The sequence below is a fragment of the Streptomyces sp. NPDC045955 genome, assembly GCF_056430805.1.
In genome coordinates, this window is sequence record NZ_JBWKKY010000031.1 from 25,053 (window position 1) to 42,100 (window position 17,048).

14 protein-coding genes are annotated in these 17,048 nt (G+C 71.9%); 7 read left to right on the plus strand and 7 right to left on the minus strand.

Features of this window, described 5'->3' with window-relative positions; all coding sequences use genetic code 11:
• Nucleotides 1-2: 2 nt before the first annotated feature.
• The 4 genes from AC07F0_RS37225 to AC07F0_RS37240 all read right to left on the minus strand — a co-directional run bounded on the left by AC07F0_RS37225 (nt 3) and on the right by AC07F0_RS37240 (nt 4,679).
• Nucleotides 3-2,399, minus strand: a complete 2,397-nt coding sequence (locus AC07F0_RS37225) for a SpoIIE family protein phosphatase (RefSeq protein ID WP_478984489.1) — start codon at nt 2,397-2,399, stop codon at nt 3-5.
• A gap of 102 nt (nt 2,400-2,501) precedes the next feature.
• Nucleotides 2,502-3,068, minus strand: a complete 567-nt coding sequence (locus AC07F0_RS37230; protein WP_478984491.1) for an antibiotic biosynthesis monooxygenase — start codon at nt 3,066-3,068, stop codon at nt 2,502-2,504.
• Between the two features lie 74 nt (nt 3,069-3,142).
• On the minus strand, nt 3,143-3,523 hold the full coding sequence (locus AC07F0_RS37235; protein ID WP_478984492.1) for a hypothetical protein: 381 nt from the start codon (nt 3,521-3,523) through the stop codon (nt 3,143-3,145).
• Between the two features lie 235 nt (nt 3,524-3,758).
• Nucleotides 3,759-4,679: a MurR/RpiR family transcriptional regulator gene (locus tag AC07F0_RS37240; RefSeq protein ID WP_478984494.1), complete on the minus strand. Its 921-nt coding sequence runs from the start codon at nt 4,677-4,679 to the stop codon at nt 3,759-3,761.
• A gap of 167 nt (nt 4,680-4,846) precedes the next feature.
• Between AC07F0_RS37240 and AC07F0_RS37245 the strand changes: the two genes are divergently transcribed.
• Both AC07F0_RS37245 and AC07F0_RS37250 read left to right on the plus strand, forming a co-directional pair.
• On the plus strand, nt 4,847-5,008 hold the full coding sequence (locus AC07F0_RS37245; RefSeq protein ID WP_478984495.1) for a hypothetical protein: 162 nt from the start codon (nt 4,847-4,849) through the stop codon (nt 5,006-5,008).
• Between the two features lie 54 nt (nt 5,009-5,062).
• Nucleotides 5,063-5,464, plus strand: coding sequence for a DUF3662 domain-containing protein (locus AC07F0_RS37250; protein ID WP_356924884.1), 402 nt, complete (start codon nt 5,063-5,065; stop codon nt 5,462-5,464).
• A 52-nt stretch (nt 5,465-5,516) separates the two neighbouring features.
• On the opposite strand, the gene AC07F0_RS37255 is transcribed toward AC07F0_RS37250, so the two are convergent.
• From AC07F0_RS37255 to AC07F0_RS37265, 3 genes are all read right to left on the minus strand, one after another.
• On the minus strand, nt 5,517-7,055 hold the full coding sequence (locus AC07F0_RS37255; protein WP_478984551.1) for an ArnT family glycosyltransferase: 1,539 nt from the start codon (nt 7,053-7,055) through the stop codon (nt 5,517-5,519).
• A 168-nt stretch (nt 7,056-7,223) separates the two neighbouring features.
• Nucleotides 7,224-9,140: a phosphatase PAP2 family protein gene (locus AC07F0_RS37260; protein WP_478984496.1), complete on the minus strand. Its 1,917-nt coding sequence runs from the start codon at nt 9,138-9,140 to the stop codon at nt 7,224-7,226.
• A gap of 233 nt (nt 9,141-9,373) precedes the next feature.
• A complete protein-coding gene (locus AC07F0_RS37265; RefSeq protein ID WP_478984497.1) occupies nt 9,374-10,273 on the minus strand; it encodes an N-acetylglucosamine kinase in 900 nt (299 codons plus the stop codon).
• 240 nt (nt 10,274-10,513) lie between these two features.
• On the opposite strand from AC07F0_RS37265, the gene AC07F0_RS37270 reads away from it, so the two are divergent.
• The 5 genes from AC07F0_RS37270 to AC07F0_RS37290 all read left to right on the plus strand — a co-directional run bounded on the left by AC07F0_RS37270 (nt 10,514) and on the right by AC07F0_RS37290 (nt 17,010).
• Entirely contained in the window at nt 10,514-11,629 is a 1,116-nt protein-coding gene (locus AC07F0_RS37270; protein ID WP_478984498.1) for an ROK family protein, read from the plus strand.
• 275 nt (nt 11,630-11,904) lie between these two features.
• A complete protein-coding gene (locus AC07F0_RS37275; RefSeq protein ID WP_478984499.1) occupies nt 11,905-13,227 on the plus strand; it encodes an extracellular solute-binding protein in 1,323 nt (440 codons plus the stop codon).
• Between the two features lie 123 nt (nt 13,228-13,350).
• A complete protein-coding gene (locus AC07F0_RS37280) occupies nt 13,351-14,262 on the plus strand; it encodes a carbohydrate ABC transporter permease (RefSeq protein ID WP_478984501.1) in 912 nt (303 codons plus the stop codon).
• Nucleotides 14,259-15,158 carry a carbohydrate ABC transporter permease gene (locus AC07F0_RS37285; protein WP_478984503.1) on the plus strand — a complete coding sequence of 300 codons (900 nt, stop codon included), beginning with the start codon at nt 14,259-14,261 and terminating at the stop codon, nt 15,156-15,158. The genes AC07F0_RS37280 and AC07F0_RS37285 overlap by 4 nt, the downstream gene beginning before the upstream one ends.
• A 7-nt stretch (nt 15,159-15,165) precedes the next feature.
• Nucleotides 15,166-17,010, plus strand: a complete 1,845-nt coding sequence (locus tag AC07F0_RS37290) for a hypothetical protein (RefSeq protein ID WP_478984505.1) — start codon at nt 15,166-15,168, stop codon at nt 17,008-17,010.
• Nucleotides 17,011-17,048 lie beyond the last annotated feature (38 nt).

A 17,048-nucleotide genomic window follows, 5' to 3' on the forward strand; every position in this document is an offset into this window, starting at 1 on the left:
CGCTATGCCTCCAGAACTCCCGGCACCCGGACGTCCACGACGCACACGTCGTCCCGTCGCTCGTCCGGCAGCATCCGCGCGAGCAACGGCCCCAGGGCCGCGGGCCCGTCCCCGTGCGGGGACGCCACCGCCTCGGCGAGACGTTCCAGACCCCGGTCGATGCTCTCCGGAGGGTGCTCGACCAGACCGTCGGTGAACAGGATGAGCCGGTCGCCCGGTTCGAGACGGCACTCCGCCTCCTCGAAGACCGGAGCCGTGGTCGCGCCGAGCAGCATGCCCTTGGGGCGGCTCAGATACCGTGCCTCGCCGTCCCGCAGCAGCAGGGGCGGGGGATGCCCCGCCTGGGCCCAGACCAGACGGCGCTGCCCGGGGTCGTACCGGGCCAGCACCATGGTGGCCGTCGCGTGGGAATCGCGGGAGTGCAGCAGCAGCGTGTTCAGGCGGGTCAGCGCGCCGGTCAGCGAGGAACCCGTGATGACCATGCCCTTCGCGGTGAAGCGGAGCTGGGCCATCGTGGCGACGGCGTCGACGCCGTGCCCGGCGACGTCGCCCACCACCAGCAGCGCGTCCCGGTCGGGCAGTTCCACGGCGCTGAACCAGTCACCGCCGACGTGCACACCCGACTGGGCGGGCAGATACGCGACCTCGACGCGCAGCCCCGCCAGGTGGACGGGCCGGTTGGCCAGCGGCAGCAGCGCGTGCTGGAGCCGGGACGCCAGGGTCCGCTCGGCCTGGAGCACGTCGTGCTGCGTGAGGATCGCCTGCTCGCTCTCGACCAGGGCCAGCTCCGCCCGCCGCCGGGCCGTCATGTCCTGGACGACACCGTGCACCTCGACGGGCGTGCCGTGCGTGTCGGCCACGGCCTCGGCCACGAGCCGCAGATGCCGGATGCCGCCGCTCGTCCTGATGCGGAAGGGCAGGTCGAACGCCCGCCCCCGCTGGACGAGGTCGCGGACGGCGCGGGTCAGCGCGGGCGCGTCCTCGGGGAGCGCGAGTTCCGGCATCCCGGCGAGCCCCACCGGGCCCTGCGCGGGGTCCCGGCCGAAGATGGCGAACACCTGGGTCGACCAGGAGGCCTCCTGCGTGGCCAGGTTCCAGTTCGCCCAGCCGAGGTTGCCCAGCCGCTGGAGATCCGCCAGCCGCTGCTCCTGCCGGTCGGAGGAGCCGTGCCGGATCCACGTGACGACCAGCGCGTCGTCCAGCCGCGCCACCCGCGCCGAGTACGTGGACAGCGCCGCGATGCCAGCCACGACCTCCTCGTGCGCGAACGGTTCGCTCTCGTACGGCTCCCCGGTGGTCAGGGTGTGCAGGCAGCCCCGCCACAGCGGCTCCGCCGTCAGGGCGGGCCGGAACTCCAGCAGCTGCCGGCCGGCCAGCTCCTCACCGGGGCGTCCCAGCAGGTCACCCGCCCGCGCGGTCGCCGCCTCCACCCGGAAGTCCTCGGCCTCGCCCGACGCGGCTCGCAGGGGGCTGAGCAGCATCGCCGCGATCGGCAGCGCGTCGAACAGTGTCTGCACCGCGTCCGTGGCGGCGTCAACGGCCCGCTCGGGCGGTGCGTCGAAGGCGCGCAGCCGGCCGGCGCACAGCCCGGTGACGCCCCGCAGATGGGCGCGGTCACGGGGCGTGAACGACGCCGCGTGGGTGCGCAGCACGCCGATGCATACCCTGGCCGAGCCCGCCGTGAGCACGGGCAGCCAGGCGCGCGACCGCCACCGCTCGGGCGGGTCCCCGATCAGCAGGTCCCGCCGCTCGTGCGAGGCGATGTCCTCCAGCCAGCGCGGTTCGCCCGCCTGCAGCGCCTCCAGAGCCGGGATTCCGCTCAGCGGCGGAACCTGGCTCCACTGGGCGGCCAGCTGGTCGTCGATGCCCGCGTGCCCGATCAGTTCGAGTCCGCCGTCGGGCCTGCGGGCGTAGATCATGACGGCGTCGGCCGCCATGTCGGGCGCGAGATGCTCCAGCAGACAGCGGGCGAGGTCGGGCGGTGTCATCACCCGGACGAGGGCCTGTCCGAGGCGGGCCAGGGCGGCGGCGACGTCGTCCGGCGCGGCTGTCTCCACCAGGGCGGCGGAGCCGGAGCCGGGGGTGTCGGCGCCGAAGGGCTCGGTCGCCTCGCCGGGGCCGGGTGCCGTGGGCGCCAGGCAACCGAGGGTGATCCAGCACTCCTCCAGCAGGGTGTGGCGCGCCGCCTTGGCCCGCTGGAGCAGCTGCTCGTCCGCCGCGGCCGCGGAGCACCCGGTCAGCGCCATCACGGCACCCTTGGCCCGTTCGACGACAGCCGACGTCGCCGCCTGGTCGCGCAGCCGGTCCAGTTCGGCGCGCTGCCGGGCGACGATCTTGGCCAGTTCGACCAGGTCCGGTGCGGCACCGGGCTCCGCCGGTGTCACGGGCTCGCTCGTCACGCGTTGAGCATCGCATACCCGGGCCCGTTCGAAGACTGCCTTGTGCGCACGTGCAGCTCCCACTTCCCAGGGGCCACTGCGGTCACAGCAGCCCCGGGGCCCTCAGCCGCCGTCGCGCGGATACAGCCACAGCCGCAGCAGCCGGCTCAGCCTCGGCATCACCAGATAGGTCAGCACCGGCAGCAGTACCAGCGGGAACACGGCCGCCCGCAGCGGCAGCGGCCAGCCGGTGGTGTGCGGCGTCACCAGCCACTGGATGAGCAGGGTGAAGGGATACGCGCCGAGGAACGTCGTGAGGACCATCTTCCACCGGGGCGGGGCCTGCACGGTGGTGCCGGGCAGGCTGAACCAGGTCTCCATCCCGGTGGTCGACTGGCGTTCGCTGCTGACCTCGGTGGCGATGTCCTCGATCCGCCGGTGCCACTGCGCGCGCTCCTCGGACTCCAGCCAGGCGGCGAGCCGGTGCTGGTCGGACCAGCGCAGCACCGCGTGATAGCGGTGGCCGTCCTCGGGCGTCAGCCAGGAGACGCCCTCGTTGCCCGGGAACTGTCTGGCGCAGCGGGTGATGCCGCGAGTCCACTCCTCGAACTGGCGCTCCCGGCCGGGACGCACCTGCCAGGTCAGAACCGTCGTCACCGGCTCGGCGCGCCGGGTTTCGGTGGTGCTCATCCCCTCCCGTGTGCCACGCACGACGCGGGTCATGCCCCCGACGGGTCACGCACAGGGGGTCGCGCCCCCGAGGCTCACGGCTGTCGGTTGGCCTCCACCAGCGCCGTGGTGACCGCCCGCACGCTGCGCGCGATGTGCTGCAACTGCATGACCTCGGCCGCGTACAGCTTGATCGTGTGCTCGATGACGCCCTCGTGCAGGCCGAGGCCCGGCAGGTCGGCGCGGGCGGTCTGGAGGGCGGTGCGGGCCACCCTGAGTTCCTGCTGGACCTGGATCTGGGCGTGCCGGGCGAGCAGGACGGGGTGGCGGATGAACACGGGGTAGCCGGCGTAGCGCGCGGGCACCAGCTCGCGCAGCCACTTGGCCGCCGAGCGCTCCCAGTCGTAGCTCCCGGGGGTCTTGACCTGGCAGGGCCAGTCCGGGCTGATGCGCGTGGTCGTCAGGGGCATGATCATCGCTTCCGGGTGTGCGGCGTCGTGAGGGTGGACGACGGGTCGGGGCGGCCCCGGCCTAGGGGATGACCGGGGCCGCCACGGACACCCGGGACGCCGAAGCGGGTAGGAGCCGGCCCCTCGGGTGCGGAACGGATCCGGAAGGGCCGGGTCGCGATCCGTGTGCAGTATTTATATATGCCATCCGGTTTTCAAGCCGCATGAAAACATTCATGCTCGCTTTGTTGCGGACCGCCGCTCAGTCCCGGAGGAAGAAGTGGTGCTGGTCGGCGACCTGTTCGTACTCCTCGAGCCGGGCCTGGGTCCGTTCCGGGTCCGCGTCCGTCATGGCCTGGAGCAGGGCCGAGCACATCACGCCCGGGGCTGCGTAGGAGTCGAAGACCAGACGTGATCCGGTCCCGATGGCGAAGACGGCGTCGGCCTCGTCCGCGAGCGGTCCGAGCGCCAGGTCGGTGATCAGGGCGACCTTGAGCCCGGCGCCCCGGGCGACCCGGACGGCCGTCAGGGTCTCCTGGGCGTGCCGGGGCATGGAGAACGCCAGCACCCAGGTGCCGCCCGCCTCGCGCGACTGGAGCAGTGCGTCGTAGGCGACGCTGCCGCCCCGCGTCACGAGCCGTACGTCCGGGTGGATCCGGCGGGCGGCGTAGGCGAAGTACTCGGCCAGTGAGACGGAGATGCGCAGGCCGAGGACCGTCAGCGGGGTCGAGGACGACAGTTCGCGGCCGATGTCGATGACCAGGCTCGGGTCGGCGAAGTCCCGCCGCAGGTTCTCCAGGTTCTCGATCTCGGCGTCGATCGCCGCCTGCAACTCGTTGCCCCGGTTCTCCTCGGCCGGGCCGCCGCCCGCGAGGGTGCCGAGCGCGATCGACTGGAGCTTCTCCCGCAGTGCCGGGTAGCCGCTGAAGCCGACCGCAGAGGCGAACCTCGTCACCGAGGGCTGGCTCACGCCGACCCGGTCGGCGAGATCCGTGATGGACAGGAACGCCGCCTCGGTGATGTTCTCGATCAGGTACTGGGCGATGCGCCGCTGGCCCGGCGACAGCCGGGGCCGGTCGAAGAGCGCTCTGAGCTGGGCGGACGGGGAGACCTCCGCTTCCGGGGCGGCCTTCCCCGAGGTGATCGCGGATGCCTGTGCGCGTGCCTGCTGCGGCGATGGCACCGGTTCGCCTCCTTAGTCTCTCAGGGACGTTCAACATAGCTCACGCACCGTGGTGACCAGGGCTTCTTCGCACAGCAATGAGGTGCCAGGCAGGTGGGATACCCGGGCGCCGGGCGGGAACCCGCCGCGGCAGAAGATCCCGACACGACGGACGAGGAGCCGATGTCATGACCGTCCCCGAGGAGAACCGGCCCAAGACGGAGACCACGGACGACGTCCTGGAACAGCAGGACGAGAACCGGTCCCGGCCGCCGGGCGCGAGCGGCCGAACGATGCGCGAGGCCCTGGAGGAGGCCGAGGTACGGCCCGACGACTACGACGAGCGCTAGCGCTCTGCAGGCCACCGCAACCGCACCGACGACGCTTCCGGCAGGTGAGACGGCATGGGCGCACTGAGTGCGCTGGAGGAGACACTGGAAAACCGATGGGAGGCCCTGTGGGCCCGGGTCCTCGACAAGGAGCCGGTCGAGGTCCTCGACGCCCTGCGGCACGAGTGCGACGACAACGCCGTGGTGTGCCGGGCGGGCCGGGTCATGGTCCCCAACGCCTACGACGTGGAACTGGCCGACGAGGTGCACGACCAGCTGACGCGCCACGGCACCAACGTGGGACAGGCGCTCACCGACAGCCTGTCCCGCCACGCGGAACGCAAGGGCTACGAGTTCGCGGGCCCGCTCGCGGTACACGTCGCGAGGTGCCCGGACGTGCCCAACGGCCGCTACCGCGTGGCCAGTCGCGTGATGCAGCACGTGAGCACGGACGGCTTCTTCCACGCGACCCACTGACCCACACACGACGCACTGGTCTTGACCCACACACGACACACTGGTCGAAGAATCACCGGCGGTAGATCGTGATCGAATGACCGACGTCGTCGACCGGGCGGCTGCTGCCGATCAACTCGGCCAGCCGCCCGGTGGCTTTCGCAGCCGCGGAGTCCGACACCACCAGCAGCCCCCGCACGTCACCGACTTGCACCTCGCGAGGATCACCGGCCCGGATACCGTAATAGGACGGCACCCCGCTGCCCTTGTACACCAGCCACACCCGCTCACCGCGGTACCGCTCGCGCAGCCGCTCCGCCAGCCGCCCCAGATCCTGCCCCCAGTCCACGTTGGAGTCGTGCAGGAACTCCCGCGTCCTGCCCGTCCCGCCGAACGCCTCGTTGGAGTACGGCAGGTAATAGGGGTACGTACGCAGCGAACTGACGGCGACGAGCGCCACCAGCATCCCCGCCCCGACCCAGACCCACCGCCGCCGCGCCACGAGAACGCACCCGGCCGCCACCGCGAGAAACAGCGGCAGGAAGACGGCGTACCGGGTGCCGAAGTCCCGCGCCCCCTGCATGGCCGCCGCCAGCAGTACCAGAGGCGGGGCCAGCACATAGGGTGCGGCCGGCCGCAGGCGGCGCACCGTGACCAGGACGACCGCCCCGGCGGCCCACAGCGCGAGCATCCCGAGCGGCGTCTTCACCAGCAGCGCGGCCGGCAGGTAGTACCAGAGCGAGCCCGAGTACAGCCGGCCGAACAGAAAGCCCTGCCACGGCCGGTTCTCCAGCCCGAACTGGACCCGCATCCCGTCCCGGTACGCCTCCGGGACCGGCAGGAGCCGGACCAGCAGCCCCCGCAGCCCGTGCACCACCGGGACATGCTGCTCCGGAGTCCAGCGCAGCCGCGGATCGACCATCAGATACGCGGCCCACACGACCGCGATCGCCGCCAGAGCCACCACGCCCGCCCCGGCGGCCGCACGCACGAGGCGCCGGCCTCCCGCGGACGCGTGCCCCACCGACACGGCGGCCAGAGCCATGAGCACCGGCACGGCCGGGAGCGTGCTCATCTTCGTGGCCAGGGCCGCCCCCAGGGCCACCCCCGTGAGCGGCACGTACAGCCGGGGCCGGCGGCGCGCCCGCCACAGCAGCCACGCCGACGTCAGCACGAACCCGGCGGCCGGCACGTCGAGCGTGGCGAGGGAGCCGTGCGCGACGACGTCGGGGGAGAAGCAGTACAGGGAGAGCGCGGCCAACGCCGCGGCCGTGCCGGCCAGTTCACGGGCGAAGGCGAAGACGACCAGCCCGAACAGCAGCGTCAGCGCTGTCACGGGGAGGCGGGCCCACAGCATCAGCCGCCAGGGGTCGTTGCCCGTCTCGTAGAGCAAGTGCCGCCCCACCGCGCCCTGGTCACCGGTGAAGGAGAGGTCGACACGCGGATCCGCGAGGGCCACACCGGAGCCGATGAGGAGCTTGCCGAGCGGCGGGTGCTCGGGGTTGTGGCGCAGCCGGTGCTCGTGCGTGTACTCGGCGGCGGCGCCCACGTACACCGGTTCGTCGATCGTCGGGGTCTGCCGCACTGCGGTGCTGACCATGGCGAACGCCATCGCCGCGAGCGACACGGACACGAGCAGCGGCAGCGCCCACCGTCTGCCGGACCACCGGGCTCCCCCCACCGGCGACGGCGGGGGGAGCGACAGCGGCCGGGGGACGGCGGGAGCGGTCCAGAGGTCCCTCATGGCCCCACTCTGCACCAGCCCCCGCCGCTCGGCGTGTCACCGCTTCACGAGTCGCACCGACAGACCGTCAGCGGTGTGGACGGGCACGGCCCGCAGCGTCGTCGAGTCCAGCTCGACACGGTCGAACCGGCCGCGCAGCGCCGGAGCCGACAGGACCGGGAGGGTGGTCCCCGCGACCGGCGGCCGCTCGGCGTCGAGCCGCAGCGACAGCACGCCGCCCCGGCCCAGCAGCACACGCCGGCTCACCGTGAGCGCCGGGCCGTGGTTCTCGCGCAGCGGCAGCTCCAGTGCCGACTCGCCCTCCTGGACGTACGAGCCGCGCACCCGCAGGACCTGGTCCGCGCGCAGCGTGCCGCCCGTGACCCGGACGTCACCCTGCCCCAGGGCGTTCGGGGACGCGGCGACCAGCGTGCCGTCCTCGACGACGGTCCCGCCGTGGTACCGGTTGTGGCCGGTCAGGGTGAGCGTGCCCGTGCCGCGCTTGGTCAGACCGCCGTCGCCCTCGATGTCGTTGCGCCAGCTGTCGGCCGCGTGGAAGCCACCGGCCGCCGCGTCCAGCGTCACCGTGACGTCGGTGTCGAAGGCGCCGTACCCGTCCGCCGCCGCGAACAGGTTCAGCCGGCCCCACTGCTCGAAGCCGTCCAGCAGGACGTACCCGGAGGGCAGGGCGGTCGTGCGCAGCACCTCGCGGCGCTGGGCCGCGTTCAGGTACGGCTGCCGTGTCTCCAGCAGGACCTCCGCGCCCTTCGGCACGGTGAGCGGGTCCTTGCGGCCGCGGCGGGGCAGGACGTACGTCAACCGGTGCCCGACCGCGCGGGCGTTGGCCTCGCGGTCGGCGTAGGCGTCGTCGGCGTCCGCGTGGGCGTAGGCGTACAGCGTGTCCGCCGTCGTGCCGGTCTTCTCGGTGAAGTAGGCGAGGGCCTGGGCGCGTGCCGCCGCCTTGAGCTCCGCGTTCGCCGGGTCGGCCAGCGTGGCCGCGGTCAGGGCGGTCGCCATGATGCGGCCGCCGATGACGTCGACGGTGGAGTGCATGCCCGACATGATCCGGGTGTGGCTCAGCTCGAACGCCCGCGTCACCAGCTCCTGGAAACGCTCGGGCACCGCGTACGCGTAGGCCAGACCGGCCAGATGGAAGGCGTTGGTGTGGCCGCTCGGGAACCCGCCGTCCTCCTCCGGGGCCTCGGAACGCTGGCGCAGCAGCTGCGGGGCCACGATCACGTCCGAGTCGTACACCGGGTAGCCGAGGGCGTCCTTCTTCCCGGTGTCGACGACCTCGCTGTCCTCGTTCATCCGCCACGGACGCGGGTACTGGAAGGCGAACTTGGCCGGGTTGCCCGAGGCGAACGGCCCGCGCACGGTGTCGACCAGCTTGGCCACCTTGCCGAGCTCCGAGTCGTAGGAGCCCGCGCCGAGCGCGGAGCCGGCCGGGGCGTCGGCGGGCAGGGTGTCGCTGATCTTCCCCGGGGGCGTGCCGTCCGGGGCGCTGGTGATCGACGTGACCGCCCTGGCACCGGTCCGGTACAGCCCGGCGAGCGGACCCAGTCCGCCGATCATGGCGTAACTCTGGTGCTGGCGGTCGTAGAGGAAGGCCTCCTTCGCCTGCGCCTCGGTGCGGGATGTCGTGACCCGGGCGCAGTAGCGCATGTTGGCGCGCAGCACCTCGCGGTCCAGAACGCGGCCGGTGTCCCAGGCGTCGCCGGTCTTCCACACCTGGGACATGCCGCCCAGGATCCGGAGGACCGCGTTGGTCTCGGGGGTCTGGTTCGTCAGGACGTTCGACTTGTAGTCGTCGACGAACGCGGCGGGGCCCGTGGCGGCCTTCGCGTCGGCGGCGGCGAGCCACGTGGCGAAGGTGGGCGCGGCCAGCAGACCGGCCGAGGCGCCGAGGGAAATCTTGAGGAAACCGCGCCGGTCGACGGACGCGGTGGTGGACTGCCCGGCTGGTGACGGCATGCTGTGCCTCTCCTGAGTTCTGCGAGGGGGGTCTGCGCCAAGGTTCTGCGGCGTGCTCTCCGGCCGTGCGGCCGGGGGACGAGCGAAGATCTGCGGCCGTGCGGCCGGGGGACGAGCGAAGACCTACGGCCGTGCGGCCGGGAGGTCAGCGAAGATCTACGGCCGTGTGGTGACCCTTCGGAGAGGGATCGGCCACGAGCCGGTGTCCGGAGCGTGAACGGCACCCGCCCCGCTCACAGCAGCGAACGGGCCAGCGCCACCGCACCCTCGACCGGCGGCACGCGCAGCGGCTGCGGCCGGGCCGCGGGCAGGGACTCGGCGAGCGCGGAGGTGAACGCCTCGTACAGGGCGGGCTGGGCGAGGACCGTGCCACCCGCCACCACCACGTCGTCCACCGGGACCCCGCGCGCGGCGAGCCGTACGACGAGCCCGGCGAGCGCCCGCCCGCCGTCGGCGATCACGGCCCGGGCGAGCGCTGAGCCCGCCTCGGCGGCGGCGAACACCGCGGGGGAGTGCCGGCCCCATTCTGCGGAGACGTCCGTGGCGGCCTCCAGCGCGGCGCCGAGCGCCGGCACCTCGGCCACGCCGAAGGCCGCGACCAGACCGGTCGCGAGTGCGTCGGGCTCCTCGCCGCGGTCGTGCGCCGCCCAGAGGGCCCGTGCGGCCTCGCGGACGAGTCCGGCCGCGCCGCCCTCGTCGCCGAGCACCGCGCCCCAGCCGCCGACCTGGACCGCACCGCCGTCGGGCAGCCGCCCCACCGCGACCGATCCGGTGCCGGCGACCAGTCCGACGCCCTTGTCCAGACCGGCGGCGGGAACGAGCAGTTCGGCGTCGCCCACGACCAGCGCGGGCACCCCGAGCCGCTCCTCGAGCGCGGTCCGGATGGCGTCGCACTGGCGTGGTGTCTCGCAGGCGTGGCCGCCCACGGCGACGGCGGCCGGGCGCGCGTCCGTCGGCAGGGCGTCGCGGACCAGGGCGGCCAGCCGGTCGGCCGCGGCCCCGGGGTCGTGCGGCCGCCAGCCGGCACTGTCGCGGACACGGTCGACGACTTTCACGCCGCCCGCGAGGGACCGCAGATGCGTCTTCGTTCCGCCCACGTCGATACCGACCACGTAAGGCGTGGAGTCCTGCACGGGTCCTCTTTCGTCGTTGCGTGGTCACGGCGACGGCAGGCGAACCGCACGTCGGACCACGGCAGTTGAAGAGGTAGGGAAGCCCCGGGACGGGCTTCTGCGGGCCACGGCAGGCGAGTACCGTGGAGTTCGTTAGGAAGTTAACTAACGAAGTAGGGTGCGCGTCAAGAGGCACGGAATCCCGGTGCCGCGCGACCTCTGCCGCCGCCCTGCACGGCCGCAGCACGACCTGGGGAGACCATGCGCCTGAGTGAGAGTGCCCGTGTGGTGTTCGACGTACTGGCCGGGACGGGCACGGCCACCCGCCCCCAGCTGGCGGCCGGTGCGGGCCTTTCCAAGCCGACCGTCTCCTCCGCCGTGGCCGAGCTCGAAGCCGTCGAGCTCGCCGCCCACTCCGGCAGGGCCTCCGGCGGCACCGGCCGCAGCGCCGCGATCTACCGGCTCGGACCGGCCGCCGGCGCCGTGCTCGCGGTCGACCTGGGGCCCGCCGTGACCCGGGTGCGCGGCTGCGCCCTGGACGGCACCCTGCTCGCCGAGGGCACCGGTTCCCGCCGGGACGCGGCCGACACCGTCCGCAAGGTCCTCGACGCGCTGCCCGCCGGGGCGCCGCTGCGGGCCGTCGTCGTCGCCGTCGGTGACGTCCCCACACGGGACCGCGCCGGGGAGCGGCCCGCGACCGCCAAGGCCGGACCCGTCTTCGACGCCATGGCCGTCGCCCTGCCCGAGGGCGTCCCCGTCCACCTGGAGAACAACGTCAACTGCGCTGCCCTCGCCGAGCTCCACGAGGGCGCCGCCGTCGGCCGCGACACCTTCGGCTACCTGCGCATCGGCGTCGGCATCGGTCTCGCCGTCGTCATCGGCGGCCGGGTGCTGCGCGGCGCGAACGGGGCCGCCGGTGAGGTGGCCCGGCTGCCCTACCCCTGGGACGACGACCGCGCCCCCCGCCACGAGGGCCTGGAGCAGCGCATGGGCGCGCGCACCCTGCTGCGCCGGGCGGCCGAGGCCTGGCAGGACGGTGACGGTCCCCGTCCGCGCACCGCCGAGCGGCTCCTCGCCCTCGCCGGGCAGGGCCATGCCACGGCCGGCGCCGTGGTCGCCTCGCACGCCGCCGACGTGGGCCGGCTCGCCGCCGCCGTCGCCGCCGTACTGGACCCCGGACTGATCGTCCTGGGCGGCGGCACCGGCGCGGATCCGCAGCTCCTGCCCGGGGTACGGGCCGAGCTGGCCCGGCTGAGCTGGCCCACCGAGGTGGTCAGCAGCGTGGTGGGCGACACCGGCACGGTGGCGGGCGCCAGCAGGCTCGCGGTCGCCCATGGAATTCAAACCGTGACCGGAGCTGTGCGGGCGAAGCATTGACGGCTGCGCCATCGGTCTGCCAATGTCCGGACAAGCGCTTTCTGAGTCGGCCGGGACGCCGACTCCGGGTGAGCCTCCCGCCCGTACGAGAAGTACGGCAGCCGCACGAGGGCGTGCTTGTGCGACGCCGGCCGTCATGGCCGGGGACCCCACCCGTCAAGGCGTCGCGGCCGGGCGAGGCCGTGCCCCCGGAAAGCGAATTTTTCCCGCAAACTGCACCCGTGCCGCCTCGGCTGGCGCCGTGCTTCCTCCGCTACGACGAAAAGGGATCGAAGATGACCAGTGTGGGTGTGCGGCGCTCCCGCCGACTCGGCCGCGGCGGCATACGCCGCGTGGTTCCCCTCGCTGCCGTGGCCACGGCAGGTGCCCTTCTGCTCTCCGCCTGCGGCTCGGAATCCGGCTCGGGAGGGACCTCCAAGTCGCTGACGTTCTGGATCTCCACGGTTCCGGGACAGGACGCGGGCTGGAAGAAGATGGTGGCGCAGTACAAGAAGGAAACCGGCGTCAAGGTCAACCTCGTCAACATCCCCTACGACGGCTACGACGCGAAGCTGCGCAACGCCGCGCAGGCGAACTCCCTGCCCGACGTGGCGGCCGTGCCGAAGCTCGACCCGATCTGGGCGAACAAGCTGATCGACCTCGGCCCCATCGCCAACGACAAGAACAACAAGATCAACAAGAACTTCGTCGCCAAGGACTCGTCCGGGAAGGTGCTGTCCATCCCCTCGGACATCACCGCGTCCGGCCTGTTCATCAACGAGACGCTGTTCAAGAAGGCCGGCGTCTCCTTCCCGACCTCGCCGCAGAAGACCTGGACCTGGACCGAATTCCTCAAGGCGGCGGACCAGGTCCGGGAGAAGACCGGCGCCAAGTACTCCCTGACGTTCGACCAGTCGCCGTCCCGGCTCCGCGCCATGGTGTACGAGCTCGGCGGGAAGTACGTCCACGCGGACTCCTCCGGCAAGTTCTCGGTGGACGCCGCGACCAGGAAGGCCGTGAAGCGCTTCGTCGGGATGAACGACGACAAGACCATGCCGAAGTCGGTGTGGACCAGCGGTGCCGACCCGTCGGCCATGTTCCAGAGCGGTGACGTGGTCGCCTACTGGTCCGGCGTGTGGCAGGTGCCCGCCTTCGCGGAGAGCATCAAGAAGTTCGACTGGGCGAGCGTCCCGACCCCCGCAGAGCCGGTGCAGGCCAGCGACGTCAACAGCGGCGGCATGACGGTGGGCTTCAACAACAACGGCGACGCGGCCGCCGCCGCGACGAAGTTCCTGACCTGGCTGTACGAGCCGGCCCACTACCAGGCGCTGTGCGAGGCGTCCGGGTTCCTGCCCGTCGAGACCGGTCTGAACCCCAAGTACCCCTTCAAGTCCGAGGCGGCGCAGGCGGCGTTCAAGCTGTACAACGAGTCGATCCCGCTGTACGCCCCGATCTCCGGCTACTTCAACACCGCGCAGACGAACTGGGTGCTGAAGGGCAAGAGCCTCACCGAGGACCCGACCAAGACGGAGCTCGGCAAGGCGATCAACGGCCAGCAGTCGGCCGACAAGGCGCTGGACAACATCGTGGCCGGCTACAACCAGCAGGTCGGCGGCTGAGCGCAGGCCGGCAGGCCCGGGCGGCGGGGTCGAGACACCGCCGCCCGGCCTCGGAGCCCACGCGATGCCGGGCTCATGGCCTGAGCCCACAGGAACCCATTCCACCAGCACGGAGTCAGGAAGATGACCAAACGCGCCCCGGACGTGTCCGCGAGCCCGCCCAGGAGACGCAGTAAGTACACCCTTGCGCCGCTCGTCCTCATCGCGGCCAACGCCGTGCTCTTCGCGCTGTTCTTCGTCTGGCCGGCGGTGATCGGGCTCGTCTACTCCTTCACGAACTACACGGGCGTGGGAGTGTTCCAGTTCGTCGGACTGGACAACTACAGCAACCTGTTCGGGGACTCCACCTTCTTCGACGCGCTGACCCGGACGTTGCTGTACACCGTGCTCTTCGTCCCGCTGAACTTCGTGTTCTCGCTGCTCATCGCCAACGTGCTGGTGAGCAAACACGCCAAGGGCGCGTCGGTCGCCCGCGTCTTCTTCTTCATCCCGTGGCTTCTGTCGCCCATCGTCGTGGGTGTCCTGTGGCGGTGGCTGTTCGGTGAGAACTTCGGACTGGTCAACTACCTCATCGAGAAGTTCGGCGGAAGTGCCGTTCCGTGGCAGTCGAACGCGGACCTGTCGCTGCTGGTGGTGGTCGTGGCGGCATCCTGGGCCTGGACGGGCTTCTCGATGCTGCTGTTCATCGCGGCGATCAAGAACGTGCCGGTGTCGTACTACGAGGCGGCATCGCTCGACGGCGCCGGTCCGTGGCGCCAGTTCGTCAGCATCACACTGCCGAGCATCGCGCCCACGTCCTTCATCGTCATCCTGCTCAACACGATCCACGCGATGAAGGAGTACCCGCTGTTCGCCTCCCTCAACAACGGCGGACCCGGGACGTCGAACAACCTGCTTGTCCAGTACATCTACCAGACCGGCTTCAAATCGGGCCAGATCGGCTACGCGAGCGCCGCGTCGTTCGTGCTCATGCTCATCCTGATGGCCGTCGCGATCATCCAGCTGGTCGTCAACCGGCGGGTGGAGAACCGATGACAACCACAGACATGCCACACAAGGTCGACGCCGGGCCCGGACGGGCGGTTGCCAAGAAGCGGGTGCGCGGCGCGGCGAGCGGTGGGCTTCGGCGCGCGGTGCCCGCGACGACACTGCTGTGGGCCCTGGCGGCCGTCTACGGGTTTCCGGTGCTGTGGTTCGTCCTCAGCTCCTTCAAGCCGGCGGGAGACTTGTTCACCTCGCTGACACTGTTTCCGGACGACCCCACCGTGTCGGGCTACAAGGCAGCGTGGGACGGCGCCAACTTCTCCCAGTACTTCATCAACACGACCATCGTGTGTGTGATCTCGACGATCCTCACGGTGGGAGTCAGCTGCTGCACCGGGTACGCGCTGGCCAAGTACGACAACAAGTGGCTCAAGGTCTTCTTCGTCGGCATCCTGGCCACCACGATGCTGCCGTCCGAAGTCATGCTCGCCCCGCAGTTCCTGGTGGTCCGCGACCTCGGCCTCTACAACTCGCTCGCCGGCATCATCCTCCCGGCCGTGCTCACCGCGACCGGGTGCTTCATGTTCCGCCAGTTCTTCCTGACGGTCCCCGACGAGCTCATCGAGGCCGCCCGCATCGACGGGGCGCGTGAGCTGTCGATCTTTCTGAGGATCATGGTGCCGATCTCCCGGCCCATCATGCTGACACTCGCCATCCTGTCGTTCCAGTGGCGGTGGAACGACTACATCTGGCCGCTGCTGATGCTCAACGACCCCGGAAAGTTCACCGTGCAGATCGGCATCCAGAGCCTCGTCGGGGCGCAGAACATCAACTGGTCGGTGGTGCTCGGCGGATCGGTCATCTCCATGATCCCGCTGATCGTCGTCTTCCTGGTGTTCCAGCGTTACGTCATGAACGCCGACATCAACGCCGGACTGAAGGACTGACCCACCCGTGCATCTCCCTCACCAGCGCGGCCCGTTGCACGACCTCCCCGACACCCCGGAGGCGTACGACGCCGTCCTCGCCGACGTCACCGAGCAGGCCCTGGCCCGCATGACGCCGGAGGGCAACCTCGAACACCCGGACTGTGTCGACGACATCGGCGACACGTCCCTCGGCGTCACCTCGCTGCTGGCCCTCGCCTGGCAGCGCACCAAGGACCCCCGCCTGCCGGAGGCGGTACGCCGCAGCCTCGCCTTCCACCTGGAGAAGCGGGTCTACACCGAGGACAACCCGGGCTACCCCAACCTCCGGGTGCGCAACTCCGGCCTGCCGTACGCCCGTTACACCCTGACGGCCGGCGCGCACCCCATCGGCGACTGGCCGAGCACGGTGTGGGCCCTGCTCCAGGCGGTGAACGTGCTGGACGCGGCGGACGGCCTCGTCGACGACGGACAGCGCGCCCGGCTCGCCGAGGTGGCGCACGGCTACTGGCGCTGGCTGACGGAAGCGACGTTCTTCAACCCGCAGGAGGCCGGCAACCAGGCGATCGGCTGCGTGGTCGGCGGCCTGATGCTGTCCCGGCACCTGCCTTCCCCGGACGGCGAGTCGGTGCGCCGGCGGGCCATGCGGCTGTACGAGGACGAGATCCGCGCCCACCGGGTCCGCGACCGCGGCGCGTTCCTGCCGCCCGAGCACGGCGGCGCCTACGACAACAACTACGGCCCGATCTCCCTGTCCTTCCTCGCCCAGGCCCACCGGGTCAGCGGCGAGGAGGTCTTCGCCGAGGACGGCGACGCGCTCGCCCGCTACATCGACGCCCGCCTCACGAACGGCGGCTTCGACAACGGCGGCCCGCGCTACAGCGAGCAGCACTCCGCCTTCGAGTCGGTCCTGGGCCTGCGCTACTTCAGCGCCCGCATCGGCTCCGACCTGGGCCGCTACCGGGGCGACAGCCGCTGGGCGCGGCACGCCCGCAAGGCGGACGGCGGCGTCGACGGCCACTTCGCGTGGATGCTGGTCTGGCAGATCCAGGACACCACGCGCTGGCACCGCGCCCCGTCCACGGCTCCGGCCCGGCACCAACTGCGCGCGGGCACGGTGTCGGTGGCCTTCGACGACCGTATGACCCCGTCGCTGGTCGAGGCGGCCGGCACGTACTACCTCCCGGCCGTGGTGAAGCGCCAGCACGGCTTCGGGCCGGTGGCCGACGGCTTCCTGCTGTGCCGCCCGATGGGCGAGGTCCGCGTCCGGGACGTGAGCGTCGGCGGACTGAGGGCGAAGCTGGTCACCAAGCCGGTCGTCGGCCGCGACCACGTCCTGCGGCACGTGCGGTCCCTGTACGTCACGGACGGCACGAGCCTGTGGACCACGGTCGCGGTGGAACGGCTCCCGGGCGCGCCGTACCTGCTCGCCGGCCTGCCGTACGCCGCCGACGACGGCGACCGGGTACGGCGGACGGCGGACCCCCGGGTGACGTCGGCGGGCACACTGCGGCTGACCCACCCGGGCCCGGACGACCCGCACCACTTCGACGCCCGCGCGGACACCACCCAGGAGCAGGCCGCCTTCGCCCTGGCCGCCGACCCGCGCGGCTACGGCAACCCCGACGAGGGCTGGCGCCACCTGGTCGCCTCGACCGCCCTGGAGGCCGGACCGGCCCCCGGCGCCCCTGAGGACCTGCACGTCTTCGCGGTCCGCTACGGCCCGGGCGACGACGAGTTCGCACCGGCGTTCGGGGGCGAGGGCACGGCTCTCGTGGTCCGCACCGAGGTATTCACGGCGGTGATCGGCGAGGTGGCGGGCGACGCGAACGCCGAACCCGAGCTGACGCTGTCCTGCGGAACGGACGCCTGAGAGCGGTTCACCCGGAATGTCACCGGACGGACGAGGCG

Excerpts from the sequence above, each read along its gene's own strand:
- AC07F0_RS37230 (WP_478984491.1), bottom strand. The coding sequence starts at position 3,068 with ATGAGCACCACCGAAACCCGGCGCGCCGAGCCGGTGACGACGGTTCTG.
- AC07F0_RS37235 (WP_478984492.1), bottom strand. The coding sequence starts at position 3,523 with ATGATCATGCCCCTGACGACCACGCGCATCAGCCCGGACTGGCCCTGC.
- AC07F0_RS37245 (WP_478984495.1), top strand. The coding sequence starts at position 4,847 with ATGACCGTCCCCGAGGAGAACCGGCCCAAGACGGAGACCACGGACGAC.
- AC07F0_RS37250 (WP_356924884.1), top strand. The coding sequence starts at position 5,063 with ATGGGCGCACTGAGTGCGCTGGAGGAGACACTGGAAAACCGATGGGAG.
- AC07F0_RS37255 (WP_478984551.1), bottom strand. The coding sequence starts at position 7,055 with ATGGCGTTCGCCATGGTCAGCACCGCAGTGCGGCAGACCCCGACGATC.
- AC07F0_RS37260 (WP_478984496.1), bottom strand. The coding sequence starts at position 9,140 with ATGCCGTCACCAGCCGGGCAGTCCACCACCGCGTCCGTCGACCGGCGC.
- AC07F0_RS37270 (WP_478984498.1), top strand. The coding sequence starts at position 10,514 with ATGCGCCTGAGTGAGAGTGCCCGTGTGGTGTTCGACGTACTGGCCGGG.
- AC07F0_RS37275 (WP_478984499.1), top strand. The coding sequence starts at position 11,905 with ATGACCAGTGTGGGTGTGCGGCGCTCCCGCCGACTCGGCCGCGGCGGC.
- AC07F0_RS37280 (WP_478984501.1), top strand. The coding sequence starts at position 13,351 with ATGACCAAACGCGCCCCGGACGTGTCCGCGAGCCCGCCCAGGAGACGC.
- AC07F0_RS37285 (WP_478984503.1), top strand. The coding sequence starts at position 14,259 with ATGACAACCACAGACATGCCACACAAGGTCGACGCCGGGCCCGGACGG.